This is a genomic window from Streptomyces sp. Rer75 (assembly GCF_013414305.1).
In the GTDB taxonomy this organism is placed as follows: domain Bacteria; phylum Actinomycetota; class Actinomycetes; order Streptomycetales; family Streptomycetaceae; genus Streptomyces; species Streptomyces himastatinicus.
Map to the genome: position 1 here is coordinate 557,266 of NZ_CP058693.1, position 25,714 is coordinate 582,979.

Genomic DNA, 25,714 nt, shown 5'->3' on the forward strand with positions numbered 1-25,714 from the left:
GGGAAAAGAGTGGGTGCGCGGGACGTCGGTCGCGCGGATCAGAGTTCGCGGCGGACGCGTTCCTTGATCGCCGCGACGGAGAGGCCGTAGCGGTCGTGGAGCGTGGGCAGAGCGCCCGCGGCGAGGAACTCGTCGGGCAGCCCGATGGGGATGATCCGTACCGCCTGCTGGGCGAAGGCCAGGCAGGACGCCACGGACTCGGCGAGGCCTCCGACGACGCTGTGGTTCTCAAGGGTCACCATGAGGCGTCCCTTGGCGGCCTCCCGCAGCACCGTCTCGCGGTCGAACGGCTTGATCGTCGGTACGTGGAGGACGGCGGCGTCGACGTGGTCGTCCGCGAGTTCCTGGGCCGCGGTCAGGGCACGTACCGTCATCAGGCCGGTGGAGATGAACAGGACATCGCGTCCACCGCGCAGTTCCGCCGCTTTTCCGAGTTCGAACCGGTAGTCGTACTCGTCGAGGACCGTGGGTACGGCTCCGCGCAGCAGTCGCGTGTAGGTGGGGCCCGGGTGGGCGGCCAGGGCCGGGACGGCCTGTTCGATGTCGACGGAGTCCGCGGGGTCCACGATCGTCAGGCCGGGCATGCCGCGCAGGATGGCCAGGTCCTCGGTCGCCTGGTGACTGGGGCCGTAGCCGGTGGTCAGTCCGGGCAGGGCGCCGACGACGTTGACGTTCAGTTGCGGCTCGGCGATGTCCAGGCACAGGAAGTCGTACGCGCGCCGGGTGGCGAAGACGGAGTAGGTGGAGGCGAACGGCGTCAGGCCCACCTCGGCCAGCCCGGCGGCCGCGCCCAGCATCACTTGCTCCGCCATGCCCATCTGGAAGAAGCGGTCGGGGTGGGCCTCCCGGAAGATGTGCATGTCGGTGTACTTCGCCAGGTCCGCCGAGAGCCCGACCACATCGGGGCGTTCGCCCGCGAGCCGGGCCAGTGCGTGTCCGAAGGGGGCCCGGGTGGTGCGCTGCCCCTCTTCGGCGATGGAGGCGATCATGGCGGATGTGGTGGGCTTGCGCCCCGGGGACTTGGCCGGCGCGTGTGCCGCCTGAGTCGGCGCTGAGGTGTTCATCGGACGGGTCCTTCTCCCTGGTCGGTTGCGCGGTCGGAGCCGGAATGTGTCCGGTGGCGTTGTGCCAGCTGCTCGCGGGCGAGCTGCCATTCGTGCTCTTCGACTCGCATGAAGTGCGCCTTCTCCCGGGTCTCCAGCATCGGTACGCCGCACCCGATCCTGGTGTCGCACACGAGTACCGCCGGTGATCCCCTGTGCTCGCGCAGGCTGTCGAAGGCCGCGACGAGGGCGGCGACGTCGTTGCCGTCCACGCGGATCGTGTGCCAGCCGAACGCCTCCCACTTGGCCGTGACCGGCTCGGTGCGCAGTACGCCCTTGGTCGGGCCGTCCGCTTGGAGGGCGTTGACGTCGACGATGGCGGTGACGTTGTCCAGGCCGTGGTGGGCGCAGGCGAGTGCCGCCTCCCAAGTGGAGCCCTCGTCCAGCTCTCCGTCCGACAGCAGGTTGTACACGTGCGCGTCGCTGCCCTGGTGGCGCAGTCCGAGCGCCATTCCGGTGGCGACGCCCAGGCCGTGTCCGAGGGAGCCGCCGGAGATTTCCATGCCGGGTGTGTAGGAGGCCATGCCCGACATGGGAAGACGCGAGTCGTCACTTCCGTAGGTGGCGAGTTCGCCTGCATCCAGCACACCGGCCTCGGCGAGCGCCGCGTACAGGGCGATCGCGTAGTGGCCGATCGACAGCAGAAACCTGTCGCGCTGCGGCCAATTGGGCTCGTGGGCACGGTGGTTGAGGACGTCCTGGTAGACGACGGCCAGGATGTCGGCCACGCCCAGCGCCTGTCCGATGTAGCCCTGCCCCTGGGTCTCCCCCATGTCCAGCGCGTGCATGCGGATGCGGTGGGCGGAGTCCTTCAGGGCACTGACGCGTCGGCTGTCGGGCGCTTGTGTTCCGTCCGGCGGAGCGCCCTCGGGGGTCGCGCGGCTCGACGCCGATGTGGACTGAGTGGACATCGTGTTGGTCCTCGTTTCTGTCAGCGGACTGCGGGCAGGGCGGGTTCGGCGGACGCGGTCACGGCTCGGTCGGCTTCCCGGCGCTCGTCCACACCCCACGTTTCGCGCGTCACCAGCGTCGCCACGAACCCCAGCAGCCCGTAGGCGCTGAAGAGAACCGCGGGCCCGGTCCATCCGGTGGCGGAGTAGAGCGCGGTGGCGATCATGGGGGTGAACCCGGAGACGACCGCGGACAGCTGGTAGGCCAGGGATGTTCCGGCGGTGCGGGTCTTGGTGGCGAACAGCTCGCAGAACCAGGCCCCCTGGACACCGGCCAGCGAGTTCTGGCAGACGGCGTAGCTGATCACGAAAGCGATCAGGACGAGTGCCGCGGTCTCGGTGTTGACGAGCAGGAAGAGCGGGATGCCCCATGCGGCGCTCACCGCGCAGCCCAGCAGGTAGACCGGGCGGCGGCCGACCTTGTCCGACAGGCTGCCCCAGAGCGTCGTGGCGGCGATGCCGAGGGCCGCGGCGGTCACCAGGGCGATGAGGCTGGTGGTGCCCGAGACGTCGGGGGCGTCGCCGTCGTCCAGGTAGGACAGGACGAAGGTGACCGAGACGGCGTACCCCGCGGTCTCCGTGCATCGCAGGCAAAAGGCCCGCAGGACGTTGCGCCAGTCGTCCCGGATCACCGCGAGCAGCGGGTTCTTGACCACCTCACCGGACTCCTTGAGCGCCTCGAACTGGGGCGACTCGTCGATCTTGAGCCGGATGAAGATGCCCACGGCGATCAGCACGGCACTGAGCAGGAACGGCACGCGCCAGGCCCAGGTGTCGTCCAGGGTGTACCGGCTGAACAGGAAAGCGAGATTGGCGAGCAGCAGGCCGACCGGGAAACCGGCCTGTGTGATGCCCGTGTACAGGCCGCGTCGCCGCCAGGGGGCGTGCTCGAAGGTCATCAGGATGGCACCGCCCCACTCGGCGCCGAAGGCGAGCCCCTGGATCACGCGGACGGCCACCAGCAGGACCGGCGCCCAGACCCCGACCATCTGGTAGGTGGGCAGGCAGCCGATCAGCACGGTCGCGATGCCCATCAGCAGCAGGGAGCCGACCAGTACGGGTTTGCGGCCGACGCGGTCCCCGAGATGACCGGCGATCACGCCGCCCAGCGGCCGCGCGGCGAAGCCGATCCCCAGCGTCGCGAAGGACAGCAAGGTGGCCGACAGCGGGTCGGAGTCGGGGAAGAACACGTCGCCGAAATAGAGCGCCGCGGCCGTTCCGAAGCCGATGAAGTCGTACGTCTCGATGGTCGCGCCGACTCCGCACCCGACGGCGACTCTCAGGCGCTCCGGCGACCCATGCGCCGCCTGCTGCGGCGCTGTGAACTCAGCCATGACGATCCTCCTTGATCGTAGGCGGGCCAGCCGTCCCGGGCTTGGCTGTTGGCTGCCGACTGTTAACAGTCGAGAGAGATGCTGAGCCTGACGGCGAGAGGGTGTCAAGAGCCTCGGCGGAGATCGGGCGGTCTACTCGAGTAGCGCCCGGACGCACGGCAATCCGGTCGTCCGCGGCACTCGGTTATGCCGACTGTCAACAGACGACAGCCTTTCGGGCTACTATGATCACTCGTGCAGTTGAGGAGGGTTCAACGTGTCCGGTCAGGCGCTTTCCAGTCTCACCCGCTCGACGACCCTCCGGGAGCGCGCGCTCGTGGCGCTGCGCACGGCCATCACCACCGGCCAATACCGCCCCGGTGACCACCTCGGGGAAGTGGAGATCGCCGAGCACCTGTCGGTGAGCCGGGGCACGGTACGCGAAGCCCTGCGCCACCTCCAGCAGGAAGGGCTCGTCACCGCGGGAGCGCGTGGCATGCTGCGCGTGTCCCAGCTGACCCCGACCGAGGTGCGGGAACTCTTCCAGGTCCGGGAAGCGCTGGAGGGGCTCGCAGTGGCGCAGATCATCGCGTCACCGCGCAGGCAGGAGGCGGCCGAAGCCCTGCGCAAGGCCCTGGCAAAGCTCCAGGAGGCCTTCGCGACGGGTGCGGATCTGGCCACGAAGGTCGAGGCCGATCTCGGCTTCCACCTCCTGTTGTGCGAACTGTCCGGCAACTCGGTGCTCCTCAAGACCTGGCGGCAGCTCGAGGGCCCGATGCGCGTGGTGATCATGAGCGCTGCGGGCGAACGCCGCGACGTGGCCATGTCCGCAACAGCCCACGAGCCCATTGCCGACGCGATCGCCCGCGGAGACGCCGCCGCGGCTCAGGAGATCCTGCACGCACATATGGCCTCGGCGATCGAGCAGCTGGGCATCGAGCGCGAAGACACACGCGACACCGCCTGACCATCAGCCTCCGGAAAGCTCACTCCGGGCATCGGCCAGTGCGGAGACGACGTCCCGAGCGGCGGCACGCACGGTGGCTTCCGCCGGCGTGACCGAGGGTTCGACGGCCCCCTTGATCACCCGGCCGAGCAGGTCCGCGCGGTGTTCCGGGGAGGGGCCCTGACCTTCCGGCACGGCGATCCCGCCGGAGAAGAACCCGGCCAGAACTGCGTCGATCATGCACACGTGGTCCGCAGCCGATGTCTCGGCCACCAGTAGTGCGTGTTCCCGCCATACGTCGACGAGACGGGCGAGCAGGGAGTGGAAGCCGAGCTGCCGGGCCACCGGATGCCCGTCGGCGGTCATGGCGAGCGCGCCGAGAACATCGCCGTCACTGGTGAGGATCGCACGGGCCAGGGGCCGCCGGACCTGCTCCAGAAAGACCTCCGGGACCAGCCGACCGGGCAGGGCAACCGCCGGGTCCTGCTCGATCCGGGCGGCGATGAGGCCGAGAACGTCGTGGAACTCCCGGCGCAGCAGCTCGGCGAACAGCACCTCCTTCGTCTTCCAGTGCAGGTAGACGGTGCCCTTGCCGATGCGGGCGCGGCGCGCGATCTCGTCGACGGTGACCCGCTTGTAGCCCCACGCCAGCAGGAGCTCCCGGGCGGCGGCCAGGATGCGTTCGGCGCGTTCCCTGTCGGCCGGAAGGGAGGCGGCGGAGGCTTTGGTGGTCATGGCCACAGCATCCCACCCCCAGACCTCCGTGACCAAATTTCGAAACTGGTCATTCAGTTTCAACCAAGAGTAGGCTCGGCCCATGACCACTCCCTCACTCCCCCCACGTCCCGCCCGGCGTGCCGTGATCGTCGGCTCCGGTATTTCGGGTCTCGCCGCGGCCCTGACCCTGCACCGGGCCGGCTGGCAGCCCCTGATCGTCGAACGAGCCCCCGAGCGCCGTACGGGCGGCTACTTCGTGCGCTTCTTCGGCCCCGGCTACGCCGCCGCCGAACGCCTGGGCCTCCTGGACGCGCTCCCCAACCGCCAGCGCCCCGGCGCGCGCGGGTTCGAAATCGACCGCAGCGGCCGTGTCACCCCCGGCCTGACCTTCCCGGATCAGGGCGACGGCACCCCTCTGCGGATGCTGCTGCGCAGCGATCTGGAGCGTGTCCTGTACGACGCGGTCCACGACCTGGTGGAGATCCGCTACGGCACCGGGCCCGCCGCCATCACCCAGGACCGCCACCAGGTGACCGTCACCATGACCGACGGGTCGGTGGAGAGCGCGGACCTGCTCATCGGCGCCGACGGCATCCACTCCACCGTCCGCTCCCTGGCCTTCGGCCCGGAAGACCTCTACCGCGAGGACTTCGACCACGCCGTGGCCGCCTGCGTCATCGACGGCGCACTGCCCGGCGTACGCGACGGCGACACCATGGTGGCCACCGCCCCCGGCCGCTCAGCCTGGATCAACACCTACGTCGACCATCCCCCGGTCGCCTTCCTGCTCTACCGCACGCCCTGGCCCGCCGCCGAGGTCCGCAAGAACCCCTCCGACGCCCTGCGCGAGGTATTCGGCGACTTCGGCGGCACCATCGTGCCGGCCATGCTGAACGCGATGGACCGCTCCGAGTCCGTCCTCTTCGACCAGGTCAGCCAGATCCACATCAACCGCTGGAGCCAGGGCCGGGTCGTCCTGCTCGGCGACTCCGCCTGGTGCATGAGCCTCTACTCGGGACAGGGCTCCGGCATGGGCATCGCCGGCGCCGAGCTGCTGAGCCGCCTGTTGGAAGAGCATGACTGCGTGCCGTCCGCCCTCGGCGCCTGGGAGCAGCAACTGCGCCCGCTGACCACCCGATACCAGAAGGAAGCCCTGCGCATGCAGCACTTCTTCATGCCCGTCAACCGCTTCGGACACATCGCCCGCCGCGGCCTCGTCCGCGTGATCTCCCACCCCGCCGGCGCCAAGATAGCCAAGGCCATCATGAACTGACACTCCAGCACGACGTCCGACGTCACCCGCTTGAGCGCTGTGGGTCTTGCAGGCTGCGTCTCAACCTCCCTTCGCCATACGGCGGGTGGCGCTGAAGGTGCCGAATGTGACTGCTTCGATGGTGCCGTCGGGGAAGACGACGCGCGCGGTACTGGCCCGCGGGACCTCGACGGTGATGGTGAGCTCGTCGCCGGTCATCCGCCATTCGACCGCGATCGTGCCCTGCGGGGACTCGTGCGTGCCTCGGGCCCAGGTCAGCGGCCGGTGCGGGACGGGCGCGACCTCGAAGGATTCCCAGGCGGCCGATCCCGGCGCCTGCCGCAGCCCCAGGGTGTGGGTGTGCAGGAAGCGGACCACGGCGCCCTTGCTGTAGTGGTTCAGGGAGTCGTGGGCGGTGCCGTTCTCGTCGATGCCCTCCCAGTCCTCCCAGATCGTGGTCGCGCCGCGGTCGAGCATGTACAGCCAGGACGGTGCGGTGCGCCGGAAGAGCAGTTCGTAGGCGACGTCGGCGTGGCCGGTGTCGGCCAGGACCGGGAGCAGGTCGCCGGTGGCGAGGAAGCCGGTGCCGAGGTGGGTGTCGGCGCCGCGGATCAGTTCGACCAGACGCGTGGCGGCGGCCTCGCGCAGCTCGTCGGGGACGAGTCCGAGAGCCAGCGCGCGCACATATCCGGCCTGGGTGTCGCCGGTGGTGCGTCCGTCGGGGGTGAGGAACTCGGTGCGCCAGGCGTCGCGGATGCGCTCGGCGGCCTCGGTGTAGCGGGCGGCGTCCTCGGTGCGGCCCAGCACCCTGGCGGCACCGGCGAGGGTCGCCGTCGAGCGGTACAGGAACGCGGTGCCGATCTCGCCCTTGTCAGCCATGAACCAGGCGATGGGGTTGGTCTTGATCGGGTCGATGCGGGTGCCGTCGGCCGCCTTCGCCTTCGGCTCGGTCCACTCGCCCCAGTGGAAGGAGCCGTCCCAGAGGTACTGCTCGTGCGGCAGCGGCTCGGCCGAGCGCTCCGTCCGGGACGGGTGGCGGGCGGTTCGGGCGGTCCGCAGCGTCCATTCGACCCAGCGGACCATCGCTTCCCAGTTCTCGGCGAGCACCTCCCGGTCGCCGTAGGACTCGTACAGCTCCCAGGGGACGGCGACGATCGCGTCGCCCCAGCCGGCGGAGCCGGTCATCAGGGCGAACTGGTCGTCGAGGTGGTGTTTGATGCGTCGGCCGTCGGGCGAGAAGTTGGCGATCCGGCCGTCGGGAAGCTGGTCGTCGCGGACGGAGCGGAGCCATTTGCGGCTGAAGCCGAGGACGTCGTACAGGCGCGTGGCGGTCGGTGCGAAGACCTGGTAGTCGCCGGTCCAGGCAAGGCGTTCGCGGGTCGGGCAGTCCGTGGGCACGTCGACGGCGTTTCCGCGGAAGCTCCACTCGGCGATCTCGTGGAGGCGGGTGAGGTCGTCGTCGCTGCACGCGAAGGTGCCGGTGCGGCGCAGGTCGGTGTGAACGACGCGCATGGTGAGGCTCGCGGGGTCGAGCGGGGCGCCGTCGCGGCGGATGCGCGCATACCGGAAGCCGTGCACGGTGTGGCGCGGCTCGAACGTCTCGCCACGACCCGCGGAGACGGCCTCGTCGCGCTGGACGAAGGGAATCGGGTCCTCGCCGGGCCGGGCGGAATCCAGATGGGCGGTTGTCAGGTCGCCGTCGGCGCCGACGTGCTCGCCGTAGTCGACGACGGTGCGGGTGCCTGCCGATCCGAGGTCGCCCAGGGCGACCCAGCCGGAGGCGTTCTGCCCGAAGTCGGCGATCCAGCGCCCGTCTTCGAGCTGCTTGACCGACTGCGCCGGACGCGACTCCACGACGCGAACGGGCGGTGCCGGCGACCAGTCGATCGCAGGCACCTCGACCTGGTCGACGAGGACGGGCTGCCCGGTTCCGGGCCGGCCGCGGAAGTCGGTGGTCTGCCCGTCCATGAGGTCGGCACGGGTGATGGCCGACCTCATGCTCGTCCAGGTTTCGCCGCTGCGCACGACCTGGTGTGAGCCGTCCTCGTAGGCGATGTGCAGTTCGGCACGTGCGCCGAGCACCGTGCCCCAGCCGGCCGGCAGACGGAAAGCGCCGACCTGCCCCCGGTACCAACCGTCGGAGAGGACGATCTCGATCAGGTTGCCGCCCGCCTTGACGGCGGCCGTGACGTCCGATGCCTGGGCATAGAGCGTGCGGTCGTAGGAGGTGGTCCCGGGCGACAGTTCGGCGGTGCCGGCCCGCTCACCGTTCACATACGCCTCGTACACGCCGAGCGCCGTCGCGTACAACCGCGCCGAGCGCGCCCCGGTCCGTGCCTCGAACCGCGTCGTCAGGGTATGGGCCGGGCGCTTACCGTAACCGGGGTCGCCGGATTCGGCCGGCGATATCCAGCGCGCCTGCCAGTCCTGATCGAGGAGGCCGACCTCGAACGTGTTCCACTCCGACCACGGCGACGGGCCCTCGGCGTCGTCGGCCCGGACCCGCCAGGCCACCTGCCGTCGGCTGCCCAACGCCGCCCAGGGCCAGGAGAGGAACCGGTGCCGGCCGGACGCGGCCCTCACCGCGGGCTGCGCCTCGCCGTCGACGGTGCACTCCAGCTCGTATCCCGCCGGGCAGCCCGCGTCCGACGGCGGCTTCCACGACAGGCGGGGAGCGGGGCCCGACACGGCGAACTGGTCACCGCCGCTGTCGATGCGCAGGTCATACGGTGCGTTGTTCATGCTCTGCTTTCTCAGGAGTCGATGAACTCTGGTGTTCCTCACGGCGGTTGTCGCGGCGAGGCTCGGGACCGAGGCATAGCGAGTGCCGGGGTGCCCTTTCAGCGGACCGACGTGACCTTGAACTTGACGATCAGGCCGCCGACGAGCGCGAGGAGCGCGCCGCTCAGGTAGAGCAGTGTGTAGTTCTTGTCGCCGCCCGTGACGCCGATGGTGATGATGAGTGGGGCGATGAGCGGGGCGATGGCGCTGGGGATCTTCTGCGCGAACGCGACGACCGCGAGATAGCGGCCGGCCTGAGCCCGGTCCGGGAGGACTGCGAACACGATCGCCTGGTCGACGGCGCTGAACAGCGCGATGGCGAGCTGCATCAGCACCGCGCCGACGACGAGCTGGGGCAGCGAGTGGGCGAATGCCTCGGTGACGGCCCCGGCGACGAAGATCGTGGAACCGAGCAGGGTGAACAGCTTGCGCCGGCCCAGCTTGTCGGAGAGGAAGCCGCCCCCGATGGCGCCGCCGGCTGCCGCCAGCACCCCGATGGTCCCGATCGTCGCTACGACGCCGGCGACCTCCTTGATGGGCAGGTCGAGCCGCTGGGCGTAGAAGAACGTGCCGAAGGTGGTGTTGAAGTACAGGCCCATGAAGAAGACGAAGCGGCCGAGCCAGTTCCAGCCGAAGTCGGGGTACTTCCGCGGATTGAACCCGTAGCTGGCGACCATGCCTTTGAGGGTCACTTCGCTGGTGTGGACGAGTTCACGGGAGTCTCCTTCCGGTTTGAAGACCGGGAACAACAGCAGCAGCGCGGCGCCGAGGACGCCCGGGACGAGGAACACCAGGAGGGTGCTGGAGGCCACCGTGTACGCGATGCCTATGCCGATCACCGGTGCTATCTGGGTCGTGACGCTGCTCAGCGCCGAGACACGGCCGCGCTGCTCCTCGGGCACGCGGTCGGCTTGGACGTTCTGGATGGCCTGCCCGGCCGTGGACCAGCCGATCATGCCGACGACCCATGACAGGCCCACCAGGAGGACGGTGGGGGCGACGGCGATGCCGAAAAGCCCGGCGATGCCGAGGATCGTGCCGACGATCATGAATGGTGTCCTGCGGCCGAGGCGGGAGCGCCTCCGGTCGCTCCAGAAACCGATCAGGGGGCTGAGGACGAGGTAGACGAATTGGGCGGACCCGGTGACGTATCCGAGCAGTTCCTCGCGTCCGGGGGCGAGGTCGGAGATCCGCAGTGCCAACGAGTAGGACAGCGGAACCATCAGGGCCAGCGAGGCCCCGAAGTTGGCGATCATCATCCAGGTGAGGTAGTCCGTGCCGACCTTCTCCAGTGGTGGCGCCTCGATCTCGGGGGCGGGGGCCTCGGTCGGCTCCTCGCCGTCGCCCTTCGCCGGTTCGGTCGGCGGGGGTCCGGCCACGCTGATGTCGCGATCGTTTTGAGCCATGAGGACTCCTTCGTCTCATGATGGCCAGGTGGCACGGCAGTTGGCGGAGGACGGCACACGCGTTCATGGATGAACTGGTGGGGCCGCGATCGGACCGGTGCGTCAGTCATCCGCGGTGTGGCCGGGTTTGCGCCCGTCCAGGCCGCGCCAGCGGCGGCGGAGGGCGAACGCGGCCGTCTTCGGCTTGCGGTCGCGGGTGAACACGCCCTTCTTGTTGCCGTCGACCCGGTGGATGCCGGCGCCGGTCTGGAAGTCGGCGAAGTTCCAGACGTGTTCGCCGATGAACTCGGGGATGCGGTCGAAGACACGGTGGTACATGGCGAGGTAGTCGCTCTGGTACTCCTCGCTCCACGGGGTGTCCCAGACGGAGTGCAGCCCCGGCTGGGTGTCGGCGCCGTACTCGGACATCATGACCGGCTTGCCGAAGCGCTCGGCCCAGCCGCGGAGGTCCTGCTCCAGGTGCTGCTCGGCGGTGGCGAGGTCACCGGTGAAGAGGTACCAGCCGTAGTAGCGGTTGATGCTCAGTATGTCGAACAGGTCGCCGATCAGGTCGTTCTGCGGCGTGGCGAACATGACCGCGGCGTAGGTGAGGGGGCGGGTCGGGTCGAGTTTGCGGGCCAGCTCGACCAGCGGCTCGAAGTACTCGCGGGCGCCGTCCTCGTTGGAGGCCGGTTCGTTGGCGAGGCACCACATCACCACGCTGGGGTGGTTCTTGTCCCGTTCGATCAGTTCACGCAGGTGTTGGGCGTGGACGTCGTGGGTGGGCCCGCCGAAGTTCTCGGGTGCGAACGTCGGGGTCGGCGCGGCGCCGGTGAGGCCGCCCATGACGCCCAGGTTGAGGCCGACGGCGGCGGTTTCGTCGATGACGACGATGCCGTGCCGGTCGGCGAAGTCGAGCACCTCCTCCGCGTACGGGTAGTGGGCGGTGCGGAAGGAGTTGGCGCCGGTCCACTGAAGGAGCTGGAAGTCGTGGACGAGGTAGGCATCGTCGTGGCCCTTGCCGCGGACGGGGATGTCCTCGTGCTTGCCGAAACCGGTGAAGTAGAACGGTTCGCCGTTGATGAGGAACTTGGTACCCCGCACTTCGACGGTGCGGACACCGAAGGGCTGGGTGTAGCTGTCGACGGTCTCACCGTGGGTGACCAGCTCCACCACGAGGTCGTAGAGGTAGCCGGCGCCGGGCTGCCAGAGGGTGACGTCCTCGATGCGGAGGACACCCTCGGGGCCGTGTGCCTCCGCCACGGTCCGGCCCGCCGCGTCGACCGCGCGCGCCCGGACGGCGGTTGCCTCGGCGGCCTCGCCGGCCACCTCCACGCGGTAGTCAACGATGCCGGCCGCGCCGTCCCGTCCGGTGACGACCGTGACGTCCTCGACGAAGGTCAGCGGTGTGCTGCACAGTCGGACCGGGCGTGCGATGCCCGCGTAGTTGTAGAAGTCGTGCAGGTACGACTGGCGTTCGCGGCCGTCGGGGCCGGTGGTGACGGTGCCCGGCGGGATCGTCTCGTTCGTCAGCCGGTTGTCGACGCCGACCGTCAGCCGGAACTCGGCACCGGGGCGGACGATCCCGGTCAGGTCCGCCTCGAACGGGGTGTAGCCGCCGGTGTGCTCGGCCACGAGCCGGTCGTCCACGTAGACCCGCGCGGAGTGGGTGACGGAGCCGAAGCGCAGGACCACCCGCTCCCCCGCCCAGCCGCGCGGCACCCGCACATCGCGCTGGTACCAGACGACTCCGACGTGGTCACGTATCTGGGCGTCAACGAACAGGTCGTTGTAGCTGGCGGGGACGGGGACTTCGAGCGGCGAGGTGAGCCGCGACGTCCACGGGGTGGCGCCGGCGCGGGTGCCGAGGGCGAACCGCCAGAGGCCGTCGAGGCTGACGATGTCGCGGGTGGGGCTGGTGCGGGGCGAGAGCATGGGGCTCCTACGCGTCGTTGCGGGGCAGTGGCCCGAGAAGGGCAGAGGTGGGTACGGCGGATTAAATCGTTTCACCGGCATCGGCGAAGAGCGTGCGCCCCGTCATGAAGACCGGGACGAGACGTCGGGATACCTGCACGGTGCGTCCTTCCGGCGGCGGTGCGTCAGTTGAGCCCGCGACGGGCGGTTTCGCCCAGCCAGGCGAGGCTGGGCTTGGGGCGGCGCTCGAAGGTCTCGCGGTCGACCTTGATCAGGCCGAACGTCGGCTCCCAGTGGCCCCACTCGTAGTTGTCCAGCAGGCTCCAGTGCAGGTAGCCGCGTACGTCGATGCCGTCGCCGTCGGCGATCGCCGCCTCAAGGTGCTTCAGGGCCTCGCCGGTGTAGGCGATCCGGCGGGTGTCGTCGCGGGTGGCGATGCCGTTCTCGGTGATCAGGATCGGCATGCCGCCGGTGACCTTGGCGGTGTGCCGTACGGCGATGCTCAGGGCGTCGGGCCGGTAGGCGGTTCCGACGAGCGTGTTGTCCGGGTGCTGCGGGTGGGGCTCGATGCCGTCCGGGCCGACCCACTGGCTGGAGTACGACTGCACGCCGACGAAGTCGTCGCCACACGCTCCCTCCAGATACAGGTCCTCCCAGACGTACTCCAGCTCCCGCTTCTTCTCCTCGGCACCCGGGCGGGCGACGAAGGCGCGGTTGGCGACCGTCCAGCCGACCTTCGCGCCGGTGCGCTCGCGCAAGCCGTCCCGTATGGCGTGGTGCACCTCGACCAGCCGTTCGCCGATCTTCACGTCGGGCGCCGGCAGCGGCGGCCGCGGCCCCTCGTGGTCCACGGTGGGGCTCTGCCACTCCTCGCCCGCCTGCTGGTTCTGCATGGCCTGGGCCATGCCGACCATGATGGCCAGCATGTTGGGCTCGTTCATGGTGACGACCCACTCGACGCCTTCGAGGATCGGGGAGACCGCCTCGGCGTACGCCCGGAACCGCTCGGTGGCGCGGTCGCCGAGCCAGCCGCCTTCCTGGGCGAACCAGAGCGGGCTGGTGAAGTGGTGCAGGGTCACGACCGGGGTCAGGCCGAGCTCGAAGGCCGTTTCGATCATGCGCCGGTAATGGGCGAGTTCGGCCCGCGAGATCATGCCGGGGACCGGCTCGATGCGGGCCCACTCGATGCCGAAGCGATAGGCGTTGAGTCCGGCGTCGGCGAGCAGCTTCATGTCCTCGCGGTACCGGTGGTAGCTGTCGCAGGCGTCGCCGCTGCGCTCCATGCCGGGCACGTGCCCCTCGCTCGCCCAGAAGTCGCTGTTGAGGTTGTTGCCCTCGATCTGGTGCGGTGCGGTGGAGGCTCCCCAGAGGAACCCGGGAGCGGGTTCGGTCATCGTCGACTGCCTTCCTGAGGGTCGGTGGTGACGGGCGCGGTGGCGTTTGCGCCGCGTCCGGGTCGTACGGACGACCTTCGTCAGCGCGCCGGTGCGCGGGTATGGCGGCGGGCGATCACCAACACTTACCATGTGGTTGGTTTTCGATCGGAAGGTAGACCGAGACCACAAGGGCGGGAAGACTGTTGCTCGGCTTCGTAATCAGAGCGTTACGTATTGGTGGATAGCCCGAGTGAGGACAGGGAGCGCATCGTGACTCAGGCAAAGGCCCGCGGACCGTACGCCAAGACGGCGGCCCGGCGGGCGGAGATCGTGCGGGCGGCACGCGACAGCTTCGCCGAGCACGGTTTCACCAAGGCCTCCCTGCGAGACATCGCCGAACGGGCCGGGATCACCCACGCGGGCCTCCTGCACCACTTCCAGAACAAGGACGACCTGCTCGCCGCGGTGCTCGCCGAGCGGGACACCGAGGAGTGGCAGTACGGCCTGTCGCGGGTGTCGGGCATGGACGAGCTCGCGCCGCACCTCGGCGAACTCCTGCGCCACCACCAGAAGTCACCCGAGCTGATGCGCCTGTGGATCGAACTCGCCGCGGCCGCCTCACGCCCGGATCACCCGGCACACGCCTACTTCGTCCGGCGCTACGACGTGGGGCGCGCGCACTTCGCCCAGGGCATGCGCGAGAAGGCGGACCGCGGCGAACTGCACACGGGTCTCGCCCCCGAACACGCGGCCACTCTCCTCCAGTCCGTACTCAACGGCCTTCAGCTCCAGTGGCTCCTCGACCACGACCTGGACATCGTCGGACCGATCCACGCGTTCCTGGACCTGATCTTCCAGACGAACCAAGCGGACGAGCCGCGCGTGCCGGACGGGGCATGATGCCGGTGGAGCGCGCCCTGCACCCGCTCGGGCCAGCGGCCCTACCGGACTCCGGCCGATGGACGCCATCCCAGTCTGCGGGACACGGCCAGCCCGGAGGCGATGACGGCCGGGCGTACCGTCCGGAGATCGACCGACCCGGCGCCTACGACGACCGACAGGGCCGCGACGACCTCGCCGTCGGCGTTGATGACGCGGGTGGCCACTGACTCGACCCCCGGTGTCCTTTCCTGGCGGACGACGGCCACACCGGTCTCGCGGCACTCGGCCAGCAGCGCCCGCAGCCGCGCCGGAGCGGTGACGGTGCGGTCGGTGTACGCCTGAAGGCCCCGCGCGATGACCTGCTCCATCAGCTCGGGCCCCGCGTGGGCCAGCAGTACCTTGCCCACGCCGGAGCAGTGCAGCGGCAGCCTCCCGCCGATCTTCGACACGACGTCCACCGCGCTGCCCGCCGACAGCCGCTCGACGAGAACCGCCTCGGTGCCCTCCAGCACCGCGAGCTGTACGTGCTGGCGCAGCGCCGTATGCAGGTCGTCCATGAAAGGGAGCGCGATGGTGCGCAGCGGAACGCTCAGCGGCGCCAGGGTGCCCAGTTGCCACAGCCGGAGGCCGACGCTGAAGGAGCCGTCCGGTGCCCGGTCCAGCGCCCCGGCTGCGACGAGCTCCAGCGCCAGCCGGCGCACGGTGGCATGGGGCAGCCCCGTCTCACGGGTCAGGTCGGCGAGGGTGAGCCGGGACCGGCCGGGCCGGAACGCGAAGAGAACATCGAACAGCCGCGCGCTCACGCTGCGTCCGGGCTGGCTCGTACGGGGCATCAGACCTCCGCTCCCCGTGGGGGCCGCCGAAAGTGGACGTCCATTGAATGAACATGGCCGGTCCCGGTGGTGCGGCACATCGGTGAGGATCGGGCTCTCACCAGGACGTTCGCCATCGAGGCTGAGGAGTGGCTCCATGCCCGACCTTGTGCACGGCCCGCGGATCGCCATCATCGGGGGTGGCATCGGCGGCCTGGCAGCCGCCGCCTTCCTGCGCCGCGCGGGCCTGACCGCCACCGTCTACGAGCAGGCGCCCGCCCTCACCGAGGTCGGCGCCGGGCTCGTCGTGGCCCCCAACGCCGTACGGCTGCTGCGCCGTCTCGACACCATGGAACGGTTCCTGCGCCGGGCCGTGCCGCTCGACTGGGGTTGGGAGTTCCGTCGCTGGGCCGACGGGAGCGTGCTGTCGGTGGAGAACCTGAGCGGTGTGTGCGAGCGGCTCTACGGCGAGCGCACCTTTGTCGTTCACCGGGCCGATCTGCTCGATACCGTCAAGACGGCCGTGCCCGGCGAGTGGATCCGTCTGGGCGCGCGCTGTACCTCGGTCGCGGCGGCCCCGGATGGCGCGCTGCTGCGCTTCGCCGACGGCAGCGAGGTCGAGGCCGACGTCGTCATCGGCGCCGACGGTGTGCACTCCGTCGTCCGCAACACGGTGGCCGAGCCCGCGCCGCCGGAGTACTCCGGACTCTGCGCCTTCCGGACCATCGTGCCCGCCCAGGACGCGCCCGACTTCGCTCTGCGCCCCGCCCAGACCCTCTGGCTCGGCCCCGGTCGGCACTTCGTGCACTACCCGATCGCAGGCGGGCGGGCCGTCAATGTGTTCGCCGCCGCCCCTGCCGAGGACAACCTCGACGAGTCCTGGAGCGCAACGGCCACGGTCGAGGAGTTCCACGCCGAGTTCGCCGGCTGGGACCCGCGGGTGACGGACCTCATCGCGGCCGGTGGCGTCCCCGGGCGCTGGGCGCTGCTGGACCGGGCACCCCTGCGGCACTGGAGCCGGGGGAGGATCACGCTGCTCGGTGACGCCGCGCACCCCATGTTTCCCTTCTTCGCCCAGGGTGCGGCCCAGTCCATCGAGGACGCCGCGGTGCTGGCGCGCTGCCTGGCTGCGTCCGTGGACGACCCCGAACAGGCGCTGAAGCGGTACGAGTCGGCACGGCTCGAACGCACCACACGGCTTCAGCAGGCCAGCCACGCCCGCCGGGACGTCAACCACCTGCCCGACGGACCCGGGCAAGAAGCGCGCGACGCGGCACTCGCCGAGTCCGACCCCCTGGTGGGCAACGGCTGGATCTACGGCTACGACGCCGAGGCGGCGCTCACCTCCTGACCAGGGGACTTCAGCAGACATGTGACGGCTCTCGTGTCCTTCGGCATCAGACCTGGCGGATGTCGGTTGTAAGGTCGTCCGTGTGACAGCGGAGGAGACGACATCAGGAAAGTCGGCGGCACCGTCCGGCAGGCAGCAGCGCCGGAGGCGCCCCGACGATCCCGGTCGTCGGCGTGACCCCGTGGGCACACGGCGGGCCATTCTGGCCGCGGCCGGGACGGAGTTCGGCGCCCATGGTTTCGACGGGGCCCGGGTCGTCCGCATCGCGGAGGCGGCCGGTGTCAGCCATCAGTTGATCACCTACTACTTCGGGAGCAAACGCGGGCTGTACGAGGCGCTGAGCGATCAGTGGCTGGAGACTGCCATGCCGGTCGGCCACACTCTCCCCTACGCCGAGGCGGTGCGACGCTACGTCTACATGGCCTGTGAGGATCCGGGGTGGGTCCGGACGCTGACGCGAGAAGAGCCCGGTACCCCGCCGCCCGCGGAGGACGAGCGGGCCGTCGAGCTGCTCAAGAGTGTTCAGGACCTGCGCGCGCGGCAGGCGCGTGGCGAGTTCCGCAGCGACCTCGACGTCGGGGCGGTGTCCCTCGCCTTCTTCGCGGCCTCGATCGCCCCGGTGGCCCTCCCCTGGATCGCGCGCGAGTTCACCCAGCAGGACCCCGCGTCGCAGGAGTTCGTCGACCACTACTCCGAGCAGGTGGCCCGGATCATTTCCGCGCTCGCCGAAGCGCCGGTGAAGGATGGAGCGGTGAACGGCCCGGCGGAGGACGGCGAGCCCGAAGAGTGACGGTGGCCGTGCTCCCGGATGGCGGGAGCACGGGCGCTCAGCCCGGTGGAAGCCGCCGGGCCATCTGTAGGTGCGCCAGCTGCCAGCCGCCCGACGCGGCTGTCACCCAGACCCGGCTGACGGCGGCCTGGATGACGAAGGGAGTCAGCTCGGGCACGAAGGCCACGCGCATCTCCTGAAGACAGCTGACCACGGCCGTGGTGCCGAACCGCTGGACGGTCACGTCGTAGGTGTCCACCTGGCTGGTCCGGCCCAGGCGTGCCGCGTACCGCAGCCAGTCGTCCACACCGTGCATATGACCCACCGGCGAGTGCACGATGACGCAGTCGGGGCGCATCAGGGCACGCAGGCTCTGCTCCGGGTCCGGGAGTGTCTGCGCCGCGAGCCAGGCGGCCTCGGCGTCCTCGACCGTGGCCGGGGCGGTGGGGCTGACGGTCGCCGCTGTCGATGAGGTGGTCACAGTTCCAGCTCCAGGATCGGGGACCTCGACCGCGACGAGCACGGGGTGAACAGGCCCTCGGCACGCTCGTCGTCGGTCAGGACGTCGTCTCGGTGATCGGGCTCGCCGGCACGCACGCGTACGATGCACTCGCCGCAGATGCCCTGCCCGCACGAGGAGGGGGCCTCGACCCCGTTCGCCAGGAGGACGTCGAGGACGCTCTGATCCTCCGGGACGAGGTACTCCGCTCCCGTCGAGGACAGACGCACCGTGAATCCGCCTTCCCCTCCCCCGCCGGTCTCGGCGGCGGCCGTGGAGGCGCCGAAGCGCTCCGTGTGCAGGGCGGAGGCGGGCCATCCCAGCTCGGCCGCCCGCCCCAGCGCGTAGTCCATGAACCCACCGGGGCCGCAGACGTAGACCGCGGTGCCAGGGGCGGGTGCCCCCAGGTCGCGCCCCAGGTCGAGGAGTTGCTCCGGGCCTTGGTCGTCGAAGTGGAGGGTGGCCCGTGGGTGGTGCTCCAGCTCGGGGGCGAAGGCGGCGTCGGTCCGGCTGCGGGCACAGTAGTGCAGGTGGTAGTCGCCGCCTTCTGCGTCGAGGGCCTGTGCCATCGACAGCAGCGGGGTGATGCCGATGCCGCCCGCGAGGAGCAGGTGACGTCGCGCGGGCGCCAGACCGAAGCGGTTCCTCGGCGCGCCGATCCGTAGCGTGTCGCCCTCGGCGAGGCCGTGCATGGCTCGTGAACCGCCGCGCGACGCGGGCTCGTTGAGCACCGCGAGCCGGTACTGCTTGCGGATGCCCGGAGGCCCGCACAGGGAGTACTGCCGGACCAGCCCCGCCTCGCCGACCTGTACGTCGATGTGCGCGCCGGCCTCGTACTCCCACAGCTCGCCGCCGTCGGCGCGGGCGAGGTCGAAGACCGCGATTCTCGGCGTGGCGTCGTACCGGGCCACGACGACCGCGTCCGTCCAGGTGGTGCTCACGCCTCGGTCACGCCCCTGCCGCGGTCGGCGCGGCCGCCTCGTCCGCACCGGCGGGTTTCGGGACGTCGTCCCCCGGCTCCCGCCGGATGAAGGCCCCGGCTTCCACGTGGCGGACCGGCTCGCCCGGGACCCCGACGCCGAGCGGTTTCCGCCCCGCCTCGACGTCGTCGATCATCGTGCGCAGCATGCGCCGGAGCATGACCACCCCGCGGTCGGACGGGGCCAGGGTCTCCTCGGAGTGCTGGGTGATGTCGCCCTGGGACCACTGGGCCTCGTAGTCGCCGGGGAAGCGCTGGCGCTCCTCGTCGGTCATCTCCCAGTTGTCCTTGCCGTTCTGCCTGATGCCGAAGACGAAGGACTCGAGCCGGGTCGGGTCGGCGGAGCGGATGGAGAAGACCAGCCGGTGGTGGGTGTCGTCGGCGGGGACGACCCAGATCAGCATGTCGTGCCGGGCGTCGGGGGTCACCCGGACGAAGTCGGGCAGGGCGACGATGTTCGGCAGGTGGAGCTCCACCGACCAGTCGATGTCCACCAGCTCCCCGTCGGGGCCCTTCGTGTCCTGGTAGCGCTGCACGTACTTCACGCCGTGATCGGTGCGGTGGTAGGTGACGCGCTCGGCGATGGTGCTCGCGTCGTAGAAGTGCTCGGGAAAGCCGGTGGTGCCGGTCCCCTGGAACTGGAACCCGCTGTGGGTGGAATGGAGCCACGAGGCGTGCACGGGGTCGACGGCGTTCTCGTACAGCTGGAGCCAGTTGTAGTCCTGTTCCATGCCGATGACCGCGGCGCCGGGCACCGTCCAGCTGGTGTAGTAGCTCTCGCCCTCCCCGAGGGGCTCCAGGCTGTCGAAGCGCGGCAGCGGGGGCTTGTGCTCGGGCGGGCCCATGTAGACGAAGACCAGGCCGTACCGCTCCTCCACCGGGTACCACGGCTGGCGGGCGAGGTTGCGGCGGCGGCCGCCGTCGAGTTCACACGCCTGTTCCAGGCAGTGGCCCCGCACGTCGAACTTCCAGCCGTGGTAGCAGCAGCGGATGCCGTCCTCCTCGATACGGCCGTAGAAGAGGCTGCTGCCGCGGTGCGCACACCGCTCGAAGACGACGCCGGGGCGGCCCTGGCCGTCCCGGAAGACGATCAGGTCCTCGCCGAGCAGGCGGGCACGGTGCGGTACGTCGCTGGTGAGCGCGGTGGAACTGGCGATCGGCTGCCAGTAGCGGCGCAGCGCCTCGCCCATCGGCGTGCCGGGGCCGACTTCGGTCAGGCGGGCGTCGTGAGAGGAGGGCTTGCGCCCGTAGCCGGTTCCCGTGTCGACCACGGGCGTATCGGTCACGGTGGTGTCGGTCATGCTGAACCATCTCCTCGGCGTTGAGGTGGTGCGGACGCGTGAAGTGACGCGCGAAATGAGGCCACGGGCAGGGCCGGACGGTGTGCGGCGAACCTGCGGGCGCCTTCCGTTGTACGGCCCTGATGAAAAACTGTCAACGCACCTGACCTGCTTTGATGAATTACTTGCAGACCCTTTCTGGGCGAGTTACGTTGGCTTCGCGCCGAGGCGACGAGCCGCTCGCGGACTCCCGTCGTCTCGCGATCGCACCACCCCGGAACGCGCCGCGCGGGCGACGGCCTACCCTGCGCCTCCTCGCGCTCCTCGCCGCCGGCGCGCGTTCTTCCGGAGCCGAACCCCAGCCGAAGGAGACGATGATGTCTGGATCTCCCGCATGAGCGCCGGGCACGGCGCCGAGTACGACTACGTCGTCGTCGGCGCGGGCACGGCCGGTTGCGTCCTCGCCGCACGCCTGTCCGCCGACCCCGGGACACGCGTACTGCTGATCGAGGCCGGCCCGCCCGCGGACCGCGGCCTGCTGGTTCAACTACCCCTCGGGGTCGGGCTGTTGTCGGGCCGCAAGGGAATCGGCTGGGGGTACGAGACGGAGCCCGAGCCGGGACTGAACGGGAGACGCATTCCTGTGCCCCGTGGCCGGCTGGTCGGCGGGACCGGTTCGATCAACGGCTCCACCCACGTCCGCGCACACCGTCTCGACTACGACGACTGGGTCACGTCCGGCGCCACCGGCTGGGGCTGGGACGACCTCGTTCCCTACTTCCGCCGCTCCGAGAACAGTTGGCGCGGCGACACCGAACACCACGGCGGCTACGGACCCGTCACCGTGTCGACCTCCCCCGGAAGAGGCACCTTCGGACGGCGACTCGACCGCGCCGCCCGATCGCTGGGCATCGAGTTCCCCGACGACACGCAAAGCGGCGACCCCACCGGCGCCGGCCAGAACGAGACCGCCATCCGCCGCGGCCGGCGCCACAGCACCGCGGCCGCCTACCTGCGCCCCGCGCTGCGGCAGCGGCCCCATCTCACCCTGCTCTCCGGGGTGTTGGTGGATACGCTCCTCCTGGAGAACGGACGCGCGACCGGCGTCCGCGTCGTGAAAGGCGGCCGGAGCCGGGTGGTCCGGGCGGCCCGCGAGGTCGTGCTCTGCGGCGGCACGTACAACTCACCGCAGATACTGATGCGTTCAGGCATAGGTCCGGCCGACCATCTCCACGAGCACGGCATCGACACGGTGGTGGACCTTCCCGGCGTCGGCGCCAATCTTCACGAGCATCCGGCCGCGCCCGTACTGTTCGACGTCAAGGACCCGGTGACCTTCCACGAGCACCTGCGCGCGGACCGTCTGGTGCGCCACGCGCTCCGCTGGCTCGTCGCCGGGAGCGGCCCGCTGGCCCAGATGCCCGAATTCCTGTCGGCCTACGTCCGGACCCGCCCCGGCCTGGACCGCCCCGACGGATTCCTCGGCATCCTGGCCGGCGGGTTCGACGCCCGGCCCTGGTTCCCCGGCGTCCGGCCGCTGCGCAACCGCCACTGCGTGGCCCTCAACGCCGTCGCCACCCCACGCAGCCGTGGCGAGGTCCGGCTGCGGTCCGCCGACCCGACGGCCACTCCGCGCATCACGTTCAACCTCCTCACCGAGCCGGAGGACGTCGTCGCCCTGCGGGAAACCGTGCGCACCACGCTGGCCATCCTGCGCAGCCCCGAGGTCGCCCCGATGATCGGGGCGGAACTCGCACCGGGACCCGACGTGACCACCGACCAGGACCTCGAACGCTACCTGCGGGAGACCGGCTACTCCGCCAACCACGCCTGCGGCACCTGCGCCATCGGCACCTCCGGGAACGCCGTCGTCGACCCCGACCTGCGGGTCCGCGGTACCGACGGGCTGCGCGTCGTCGACGCGTCGGTGCTGCCGAACGTGCCCGGCGCGAACATCAACGCCACCGTCATCGCCGTCGCCGAGAAGGCGTCGGACCTGATCCGCGGCGTCCCGGTCGCCTCCGGCGCCACCGCCGCCCCGCTCCCCGAGAGGACCGCAGGATGAGGGAACCCCTGACCTACGCCATCGCGTACGGCGCGGCCGAGGCCGCGCTGGAGGCGGCCCGGGCCGAGGGCGCGCGCATCTGTGTGGTGGTGGTCAACCGCGGCGGCATCACCAAGGTGCTGCTCGGCGACGACGGAGTCGGCCCCATCGGTGTCGAGACCGCACGCCGCAAGGCGTACACCGCCGCCGTCACCGGCATGGCGACCTCCGCGTTCGCGGCGCTCGCCGCGGATCCGGCCATGGCCGTCGCCCCGCCCCATCTGGTCGACGGTCACCTGCTGCCGGTGCCCGGAGGGCAGCCGGTGGTCGTGGACGACGGCGAGGTCATCGGCGGCATCGGCATCGGTGGCGCCGACGGGGCCACCGACGACCGCCTCGCGGTGGAGGCGCTGAAGAGCATCGCAGAGCTGCTGGCGTAAGCACGAACGAACGAGCCCACCCCAGGAACACAGCCGAAGGAGCACACGATGATCGAAAATACCCTGGTGGTCGAGGGTGTGGCCCACGACTACAACTTCCTGCCCGAGAACTGCGTCGACCCGGCCTTCGGCCGCGCGATCGGCGAGCACATGTACCGCCAGCACCAGCGGTTCGGCGGGCCCGACTACGCCATCGAGAAGTCGCTCTATCTGAACCACGGCGCGGGCGCCGAAGCCATCGGGCGGTCGATCCTGGCGGAAAGCCAGTCCGACATCATCGTCTACCACGAGACACCGATCTACGGACACTTCCACGACGGCGGCTCACGTCTGTCCACCGGCCTCACGATGCGGGAGTTGTGGCCGAACCGGGTGCTCGTCTACGGCGCGGTGTCCCCGCTGCGGCCGGGCGCGGTCGACCGTGTCGACGAACTGGTCGACGAGCACCACGTGAACGCGCTCAAGCTCTACCCGATCGACCTGGTCGAGGGCCGGGTCACCTCACTGGACATGAGCGATCCGGAGGTGTGCTACCCGGTGTTCGAACGGGCCCGGGAACGCGGGCTGAAGGTCGTGGGAATCCACAAGGCGCTCCCGGTCGGCCCCGGGCCTGCCCACGCACTGCGGATCGACGACATCGAAGGCGCCGCGGCGGCGTTTCCCGACCTGACCTTCGAGGTGGTACACGGCGGACTGGCGTTCGTCGAGGAAACGGCCATGTTGATGGAGTGCGCTCCCAACGTCGTGGTCAACCTGGAGGTGACCTCCGCCCTGGCACGGACCGCACCGCGCCGGTTCGCCGAAGCGATCGGAGCCTTCCTCGCGGTACCCGGCGGCGCCCAGCGCATCATCTGGGGCACCGGTGTCATCGCGGCCCATCCGCGCCCGCTGATCGAGGCGTTCTGGGATCTCGAAACACCGCGGGACCTGATCGAGGAACGCGGCGTGGAGCCGCTCACCCCGGAGGCCAAGAGGGACATCCTCGGCCGCAACTTCCTGCGGCTGCACGGCATCGACGAGGACAAGCTGCGCGCCACGATCGCCGGCGACGAGTTCGACACCACCGAACTGGCCGCTCCGTGGGGCGGCAGGATCGAAACCGAGCTGGGGGCGGCGTGATGAGCGGTGTCACCGAGGCCCGGGTCCGGGACGAACTCAACGGAATCATCGACCCGTGCAGCATCACCGCGGGTGTCCCGGCCGGCATGGACGACATGGGGCTGATCAGTGACATCCAGGTCAGCGACGACGGCGCGGACGGTCAGCGGATCAGCGTGAAGATCGGGCTCACCGACCCGACCTGCATGCTGCTGGGCGCATTCGCCAACGAGGCGCGCGAGCGGCTCGCCGGGCTACCGGGTGTCACCGGTGTCGACGTCGTGCTGGACCACGAAATGGAGTGGACGCCGGACATGCTCGCCCCGCACTATCAGCAGCGGCTCGCCGAGCACCGCGCAAGGAGGCGTCGCAGCCTCCCTCTCCTCGCCGTGACCGCGAGGGGCGGAATCGGTGACCAGTGACGTCATGCAGGTACGGGCGAACAACGCCGACGTCATGGGCCGTTTCATGGAAGGGCTCAGCCGGGCACCGCGTCCCCCCGAGAAGATCGACCCGGCTGACGTCCGGGTGCTGCGCGACCTCGCGTACGGCACGGACCTGCGGATGGACCTGTATCTGCCGCAGTCCGCGCCGACGCCCACACCGGTGATCGTGTGGCTCGCGGGCGGCGGCTGGCGCAACCAACGGCGGGGGTACGGCCCCCGGTTGCCCCGGCTCTTCGCCGAACGCGGGTACGCCATGGCGGACATCGAGTACCGCTCCTCCGAGGTCTCCCCCTGGCCCGCCCAACTGCACGACGTCCTCGCCGCGCTGCGCCACCTGCGCGACATCGCGGACACCCATGCCCTGGACCGGGCGTCGATCGGGCTGTGGGGCAGCTCCGCCGGCGCGCACCTGGCACTGCTCGCGGCCTTCGCGGCCGACACCGACCACTCCCCCGCGGCGCCCGGTGTACGGGCCGTGGTGGCGGGCTATCCCCCCACGGATCTGCTGCACCTCAACGACGACGCCCTGCCCGGTGGGGTGCTGGGCGTGGACCGCTCCGATCCGGCCTGGGGCCTCCTGGGCGGACGCCCGTCGGACCGGGCCGCCACCGCCGTCGAGGCCAGTCCGGCCCGGCAGGTCCACCCGCGCGTACCGCCGGTGCTCCTGCTGCACGGCGACGCCGACCTCCTCGTCGGCCCGGCACAGAGCCGCAGGCTCCACGACGCCCTGCTCACGGCGGGCGCCGAATCCCATCTGCTGCTGGTCCACGGCGCCCACCACGGCTTCCTCAACACCGGCGACTGGGAACTGCACCCCATGACGGCCACCGCGCTGTCGTCCCGCGCCCCGGACGCCGAACGTTCCGTGCTGCTGACCCCCGCACTGATCGAGCGCTTCTTCGACCGCCACCTGCGAACGGATCCATGGCATGCCTGACACACCACCGCGCTACGACCACGTGGGCCGCGCCCTCTCCCGTCTCGCGCTGGCCGCCGTCTTCGTCTCCGGAGGCCGCCACGTGTGGCGGCACCCGGACGGCCCCGCGCAGGGAGCGGAGACCTTCCTGAAGCGGTGCCGCCGCGCGGTGCCACTCCTGGACCGGTTCACCGACCGGCAGCTGGTCCGCGCCAACGCGGCCGTCCATGTCACCGCGGGAGCCGCACTGGCGGCCGGCATCGCGCCCGCGGCCTGCTCGGCGGCGCTCGCCGGGTCGCTGGTGCCCACGACCCTCGCAGCCTTCCCCTTCTGGACCCAGCCCGATGGCCCGCAACGCGCCCACCAGCAAGGCGACTTCCTCAAAAACCTCGCCCTCGCCGGGGGCCTGCTCGCCGTCATCGTCCACGACGAGCGACAAACCCGGCGCACCTCCGGGTAGG

23 protein-coding genes are annotated in these 25,714 nt (G+C 70.5%); 11 read left to right on the forward strand and 12 right to left on the reverse strand.

Annotated features, from left to right (window positions below):
• Positions 1–38: 38 nt before the first annotated feature.
• From HYQ63_RS01730 to HYQ63_RS01740, 3 genes are read right to left on the reverse strand one after another with little or no spacing between them, the layout of a single operon-like run.
• A complete protein-coding gene (locus tag HYQ63_RS01730; RefSeq protein WP_179932159.1) occupies positions 39–1,064 on the reverse strand; it encodes a transketolase family protein in 1,026 nt (341 codons plus the stop codon).
• Positions 1,061–2,014, reverse strand: a complete 954-nt coding sequence (locus HYQ63_RS01735) for a transketolase (RefSeq protein ID WP_179932160.1) — start codon at positions 2,012–2,014, stop codon at positions 1,061–1,063. Before HYQ63_RS01735 ends, HYQ63_RS01730 begins: the two co-directional genes overlap by 4 nt.
• Before the next feature lie 20 nt (positions 2,015–2,034).
• Positions 2,035–3,387: an MFS transporter gene (locus HYQ63_RS01740; protein ID WP_179932161.1), complete on the reverse strand. Its 1,353-nt coding sequence runs from the start codon at positions 3,385–3,387 to the stop codon at positions 2,035–2,037.
• Positions 3,388–3,643: 256 nt separating this feature from the next.
• Between HYQ63_RS01740 and HYQ63_RS01745 the strand changes: the two genes are divergently transcribed.
• Positions 3,644–4,333: a GntR family transcriptional regulator gene (locus tag HYQ63_RS01745; RefSeq protein ID WP_179932162.1), complete on the forward strand. Its 690-nt coding sequence runs from the start codon at positions 3,644–3,646 to the stop codon at positions 4,331–4,333.
• A 3-nt stretch (positions 4,334–4,336) separates the two neighbouring features.
• On the opposite strand, the gene HYQ63_RS01750 is transcribed toward HYQ63_RS01745, so the two are convergent.
• Positions 4,337–5,047, reverse strand: a complete 711-nt coding sequence (locus HYQ63_RS01750; protein ID WP_179932163.1) for a TetR/AcrR family transcriptional regulator — start codon at positions 5,045–5,047, stop codon at positions 4,337–4,339.
• Between the two features lie 82 nt (positions 5,048–5,129).
• Between HYQ63_RS01750 and HYQ63_RS01755 the strand changes: the two genes are divergently transcribed.
• Entirely contained in the window at positions 5,130–6,302 is a 1,173-nt protein-coding gene (locus HYQ63_RS01755; protein ID WP_179932164.1) for an FAD-dependent monooxygenase, read from the forward strand.
• 60 nt (positions 6,303–6,362) lie between these two features.
• On the opposite strand, the gene HYQ63_RS01760 is transcribed toward HYQ63_RS01755, so the two are convergent.
• The 4 genes from HYQ63_RS01760 to HYQ63_RS01775 form a co-directional block, all read right to left on the reverse strand.
• A complete protein-coding gene (locus tag HYQ63_RS01760; RefSeq protein ID WP_179932165.1) occupies positions 6,363–9,023 on the reverse strand; it encodes a family 78 glycoside hydrolase catalytic domain in 2,661 nt (886 codons plus the stop codon).
• Positions 9,024–9,121: 98 nt separating this feature from the next.
• Complete coding sequence (locus tag HYQ63_RS01765; protein ID WP_179932166.1) at positions 9,122–10,468, reverse strand: MFS transporter; 1,347 nt, start codon at positions 10,466–10,468, stop codon at positions 9,122–9,124.
• A 102-nt stretch (positions 10,469–10,570) separates the two neighbouring features.
• Positions 10,571–12,382: a beta-glucuronidase gene (uidA, locus tag HYQ63_RS01770; RefSeq protein WP_179932167.1), complete on the reverse strand. Its 1,812-nt coding sequence runs from the start codon at positions 12,380–12,382 to the stop codon at positions 10,571–10,573.
• A 164-nt stretch (positions 12,383–12,546) separates the two neighbouring features.
• Entirely contained in the window at positions 12,547–13,755 is a 1,209-nt protein-coding gene (locus HYQ63_RS01775) for a family 1 glycosylhydrolase (RefSeq protein WP_179932168.1), read from the reverse strand.
• A gap of 252 nt (positions 13,756–14,007) precedes the next feature.
• Here HYQ63_RS01775 and HYQ63_RS01780 point away from each other — a divergent pair, with 252 nt between their 5' ends.
• Positions 14,008–14,637, forward strand: a complete 630-nt coding sequence (locus HYQ63_RS01780; RefSeq protein ID WP_179932169.1) for a TetR/AcrR family transcriptional regulator — start codon at positions 14,008–14,010, stop codon at positions 14,635–14,637.
• Between the two features lie 41 nt (positions 14,638–14,678).
• On the opposite strand, the gene HYQ63_RS01785 is transcribed toward HYQ63_RS01780, so the two are convergent.
• A complete protein-coding gene (locus HYQ63_RS01785) occupies positions 14,679–15,452 on the reverse strand; it encodes an IclR family transcriptional regulator (RefSeq protein WP_179932170.1) in 774 nt (257 codons plus the stop codon).
• 136 nt (positions 15,453–15,588) lie between these two features.
• Here HYQ63_RS01785 and HYQ63_RS01790 point away from each other — a divergent pair, with 136 nt between their 5' ends.
• Together HYQ63_RS01790 and HYQ63_RS01795 are read left to right on the forward strand one after the other, a co-directional pair.
• Positions 15,589–16,782 carry an FAD-dependent monooxygenase gene (locus tag HYQ63_RS01790; protein WP_179932171.1) on the forward strand — a complete coding sequence of 398 codons (1,194 nt, stop codon included), beginning with the start codon at positions 15,589–15,591 and terminating at the stop codon, positions 16,780–16,782.
• Between the two features lie 82 nt (positions 16,783–16,864).
• Positions 16,865–17,572, forward strand: coding sequence for a TetR/AcrR family transcriptional regulator (locus tag HYQ63_RS01795; RefSeq protein ID WP_257231530.1), 708 nt, complete (start codon positions 16,865–16,867; stop codon positions 17,570–17,572).
• A 37-nt stretch (positions 17,573–17,609) separates the two neighbouring features.
• Here HYQ63_RS01795 and HYQ63_RS01800 read toward each other — a convergent pair whose 3' ends face one another.
• Genes HYQ63_RS01800 through HYQ63_RS01810 form a run of 3 tightly spaced genes read right to left on the reverse strand, consistent with a single transcriptional unit; the run spans position 17,610 to position 20,330 of the window.
• Positions 17,610–18,032: a nuclear transport factor 2 family protein gene (locus HYQ63_RS01800; RefSeq protein ID WP_179932172.1), complete on the reverse strand. Its 423-nt coding sequence runs from the start codon at positions 18,030–18,032 to the stop codon at positions 17,610–17,612.
• Entirely contained in the window at positions 18,029–18,991 is a 963-nt protein-coding gene (locus HYQ63_RS01805; protein WP_179932173.1) for a PDR/VanB family oxidoreductase, read from the reverse strand. Before HYQ63_RS01805 ends, HYQ63_RS01800 begins: the two co-directional genes overlap by 4 nt.
• A gap of 7 nt (positions 18,992–18,998) precedes the next feature.
• Positions 18,999–20,330 carry a Rieske 2Fe-2S domain-containing protein gene (locus HYQ63_RS01810; protein WP_179932174.1) on the reverse strand — a complete coding sequence of 444 codons (1,332 nt, stop codon included), beginning with the start codon at positions 20,328–20,330 and terminating at the stop codon, positions 18,999–19,001.
• A 373-nt stretch (positions 20,331–20,703) separates the two neighbouring features.
• On the opposite strand from HYQ63_RS01810, the gene HYQ63_RS01815 reads away from it, so the two are divergent.
• Genes HYQ63_RS01815 through HYQ63_RS01840 form a run of 6 tightly spaced genes read left to right on the forward strand, consistent with a single transcriptional unit; the run spans position 20,704 to position 25,713 of the window.
• A complete protein-coding gene (locus HYQ63_RS01815) occupies positions 20,704–22,374 on the forward strand; it encodes a GMC family oxidoreductase (RefSeq protein ID WP_179932175.1) in 1,671 nt (556 codons plus the stop codon).
• Complete coding sequence (locus HYQ63_RS01820) at positions 22,371–22,793, forward strand: heme-binding protein (protein ID WP_179932176.1); 423 nt, start codon at positions 22,371–22,373, stop codon at positions 22,791–22,793. The genes HYQ63_RS01815 and HYQ63_RS01820 overlap by 4 nt, the downstream gene beginning before the upstream one ends.
• Before the next feature lie 48 nt (positions 22,794–22,841).
• Positions 22,842–23,912, forward strand: coding sequence for an amidohydrolase family protein (locus HYQ63_RS01825; protein ID WP_179932177.1), 1,071 nt, complete (start codon positions 22,842–22,844; stop codon positions 23,910–23,912).
• Positions 23,912–24,313, forward strand: coding sequence for a metal-sulfur cluster assembly factor (locus HYQ63_RS01830; protein ID WP_179932178.1), 402 nt, complete (start codon positions 23,912–23,914; stop codon positions 24,311–24,313). The genes HYQ63_RS01825 and HYQ63_RS01830 overlap by 1 nt, the downstream gene beginning before the upstream one ends.
• Positions 24,303–25,274 carry an alpha/beta hydrolase gene (locus tag HYQ63_RS01835; RefSeq protein WP_179932179.1) on the forward strand — a complete coding sequence of 324 codons (972 nt, stop codon included), beginning with the start codon at positions 24,303–24,305 and terminating at the stop codon, positions 25,272–25,274. Before HYQ63_RS01830 ends, HYQ63_RS01835 begins: the two co-directional genes overlap by 11 nt.
• Entirely contained in the window at positions 25,267–25,713 is a 447-nt protein-coding gene (locus HYQ63_RS01840) for a DoxX family membrane protein (protein ID WP_179932180.1), read from the forward strand. The genes HYQ63_RS01835 and HYQ63_RS01840 overlap by 8 nt, the downstream gene beginning before the upstream one ends.
• Position 25,714: the final 1 nt, after the last annotated feature.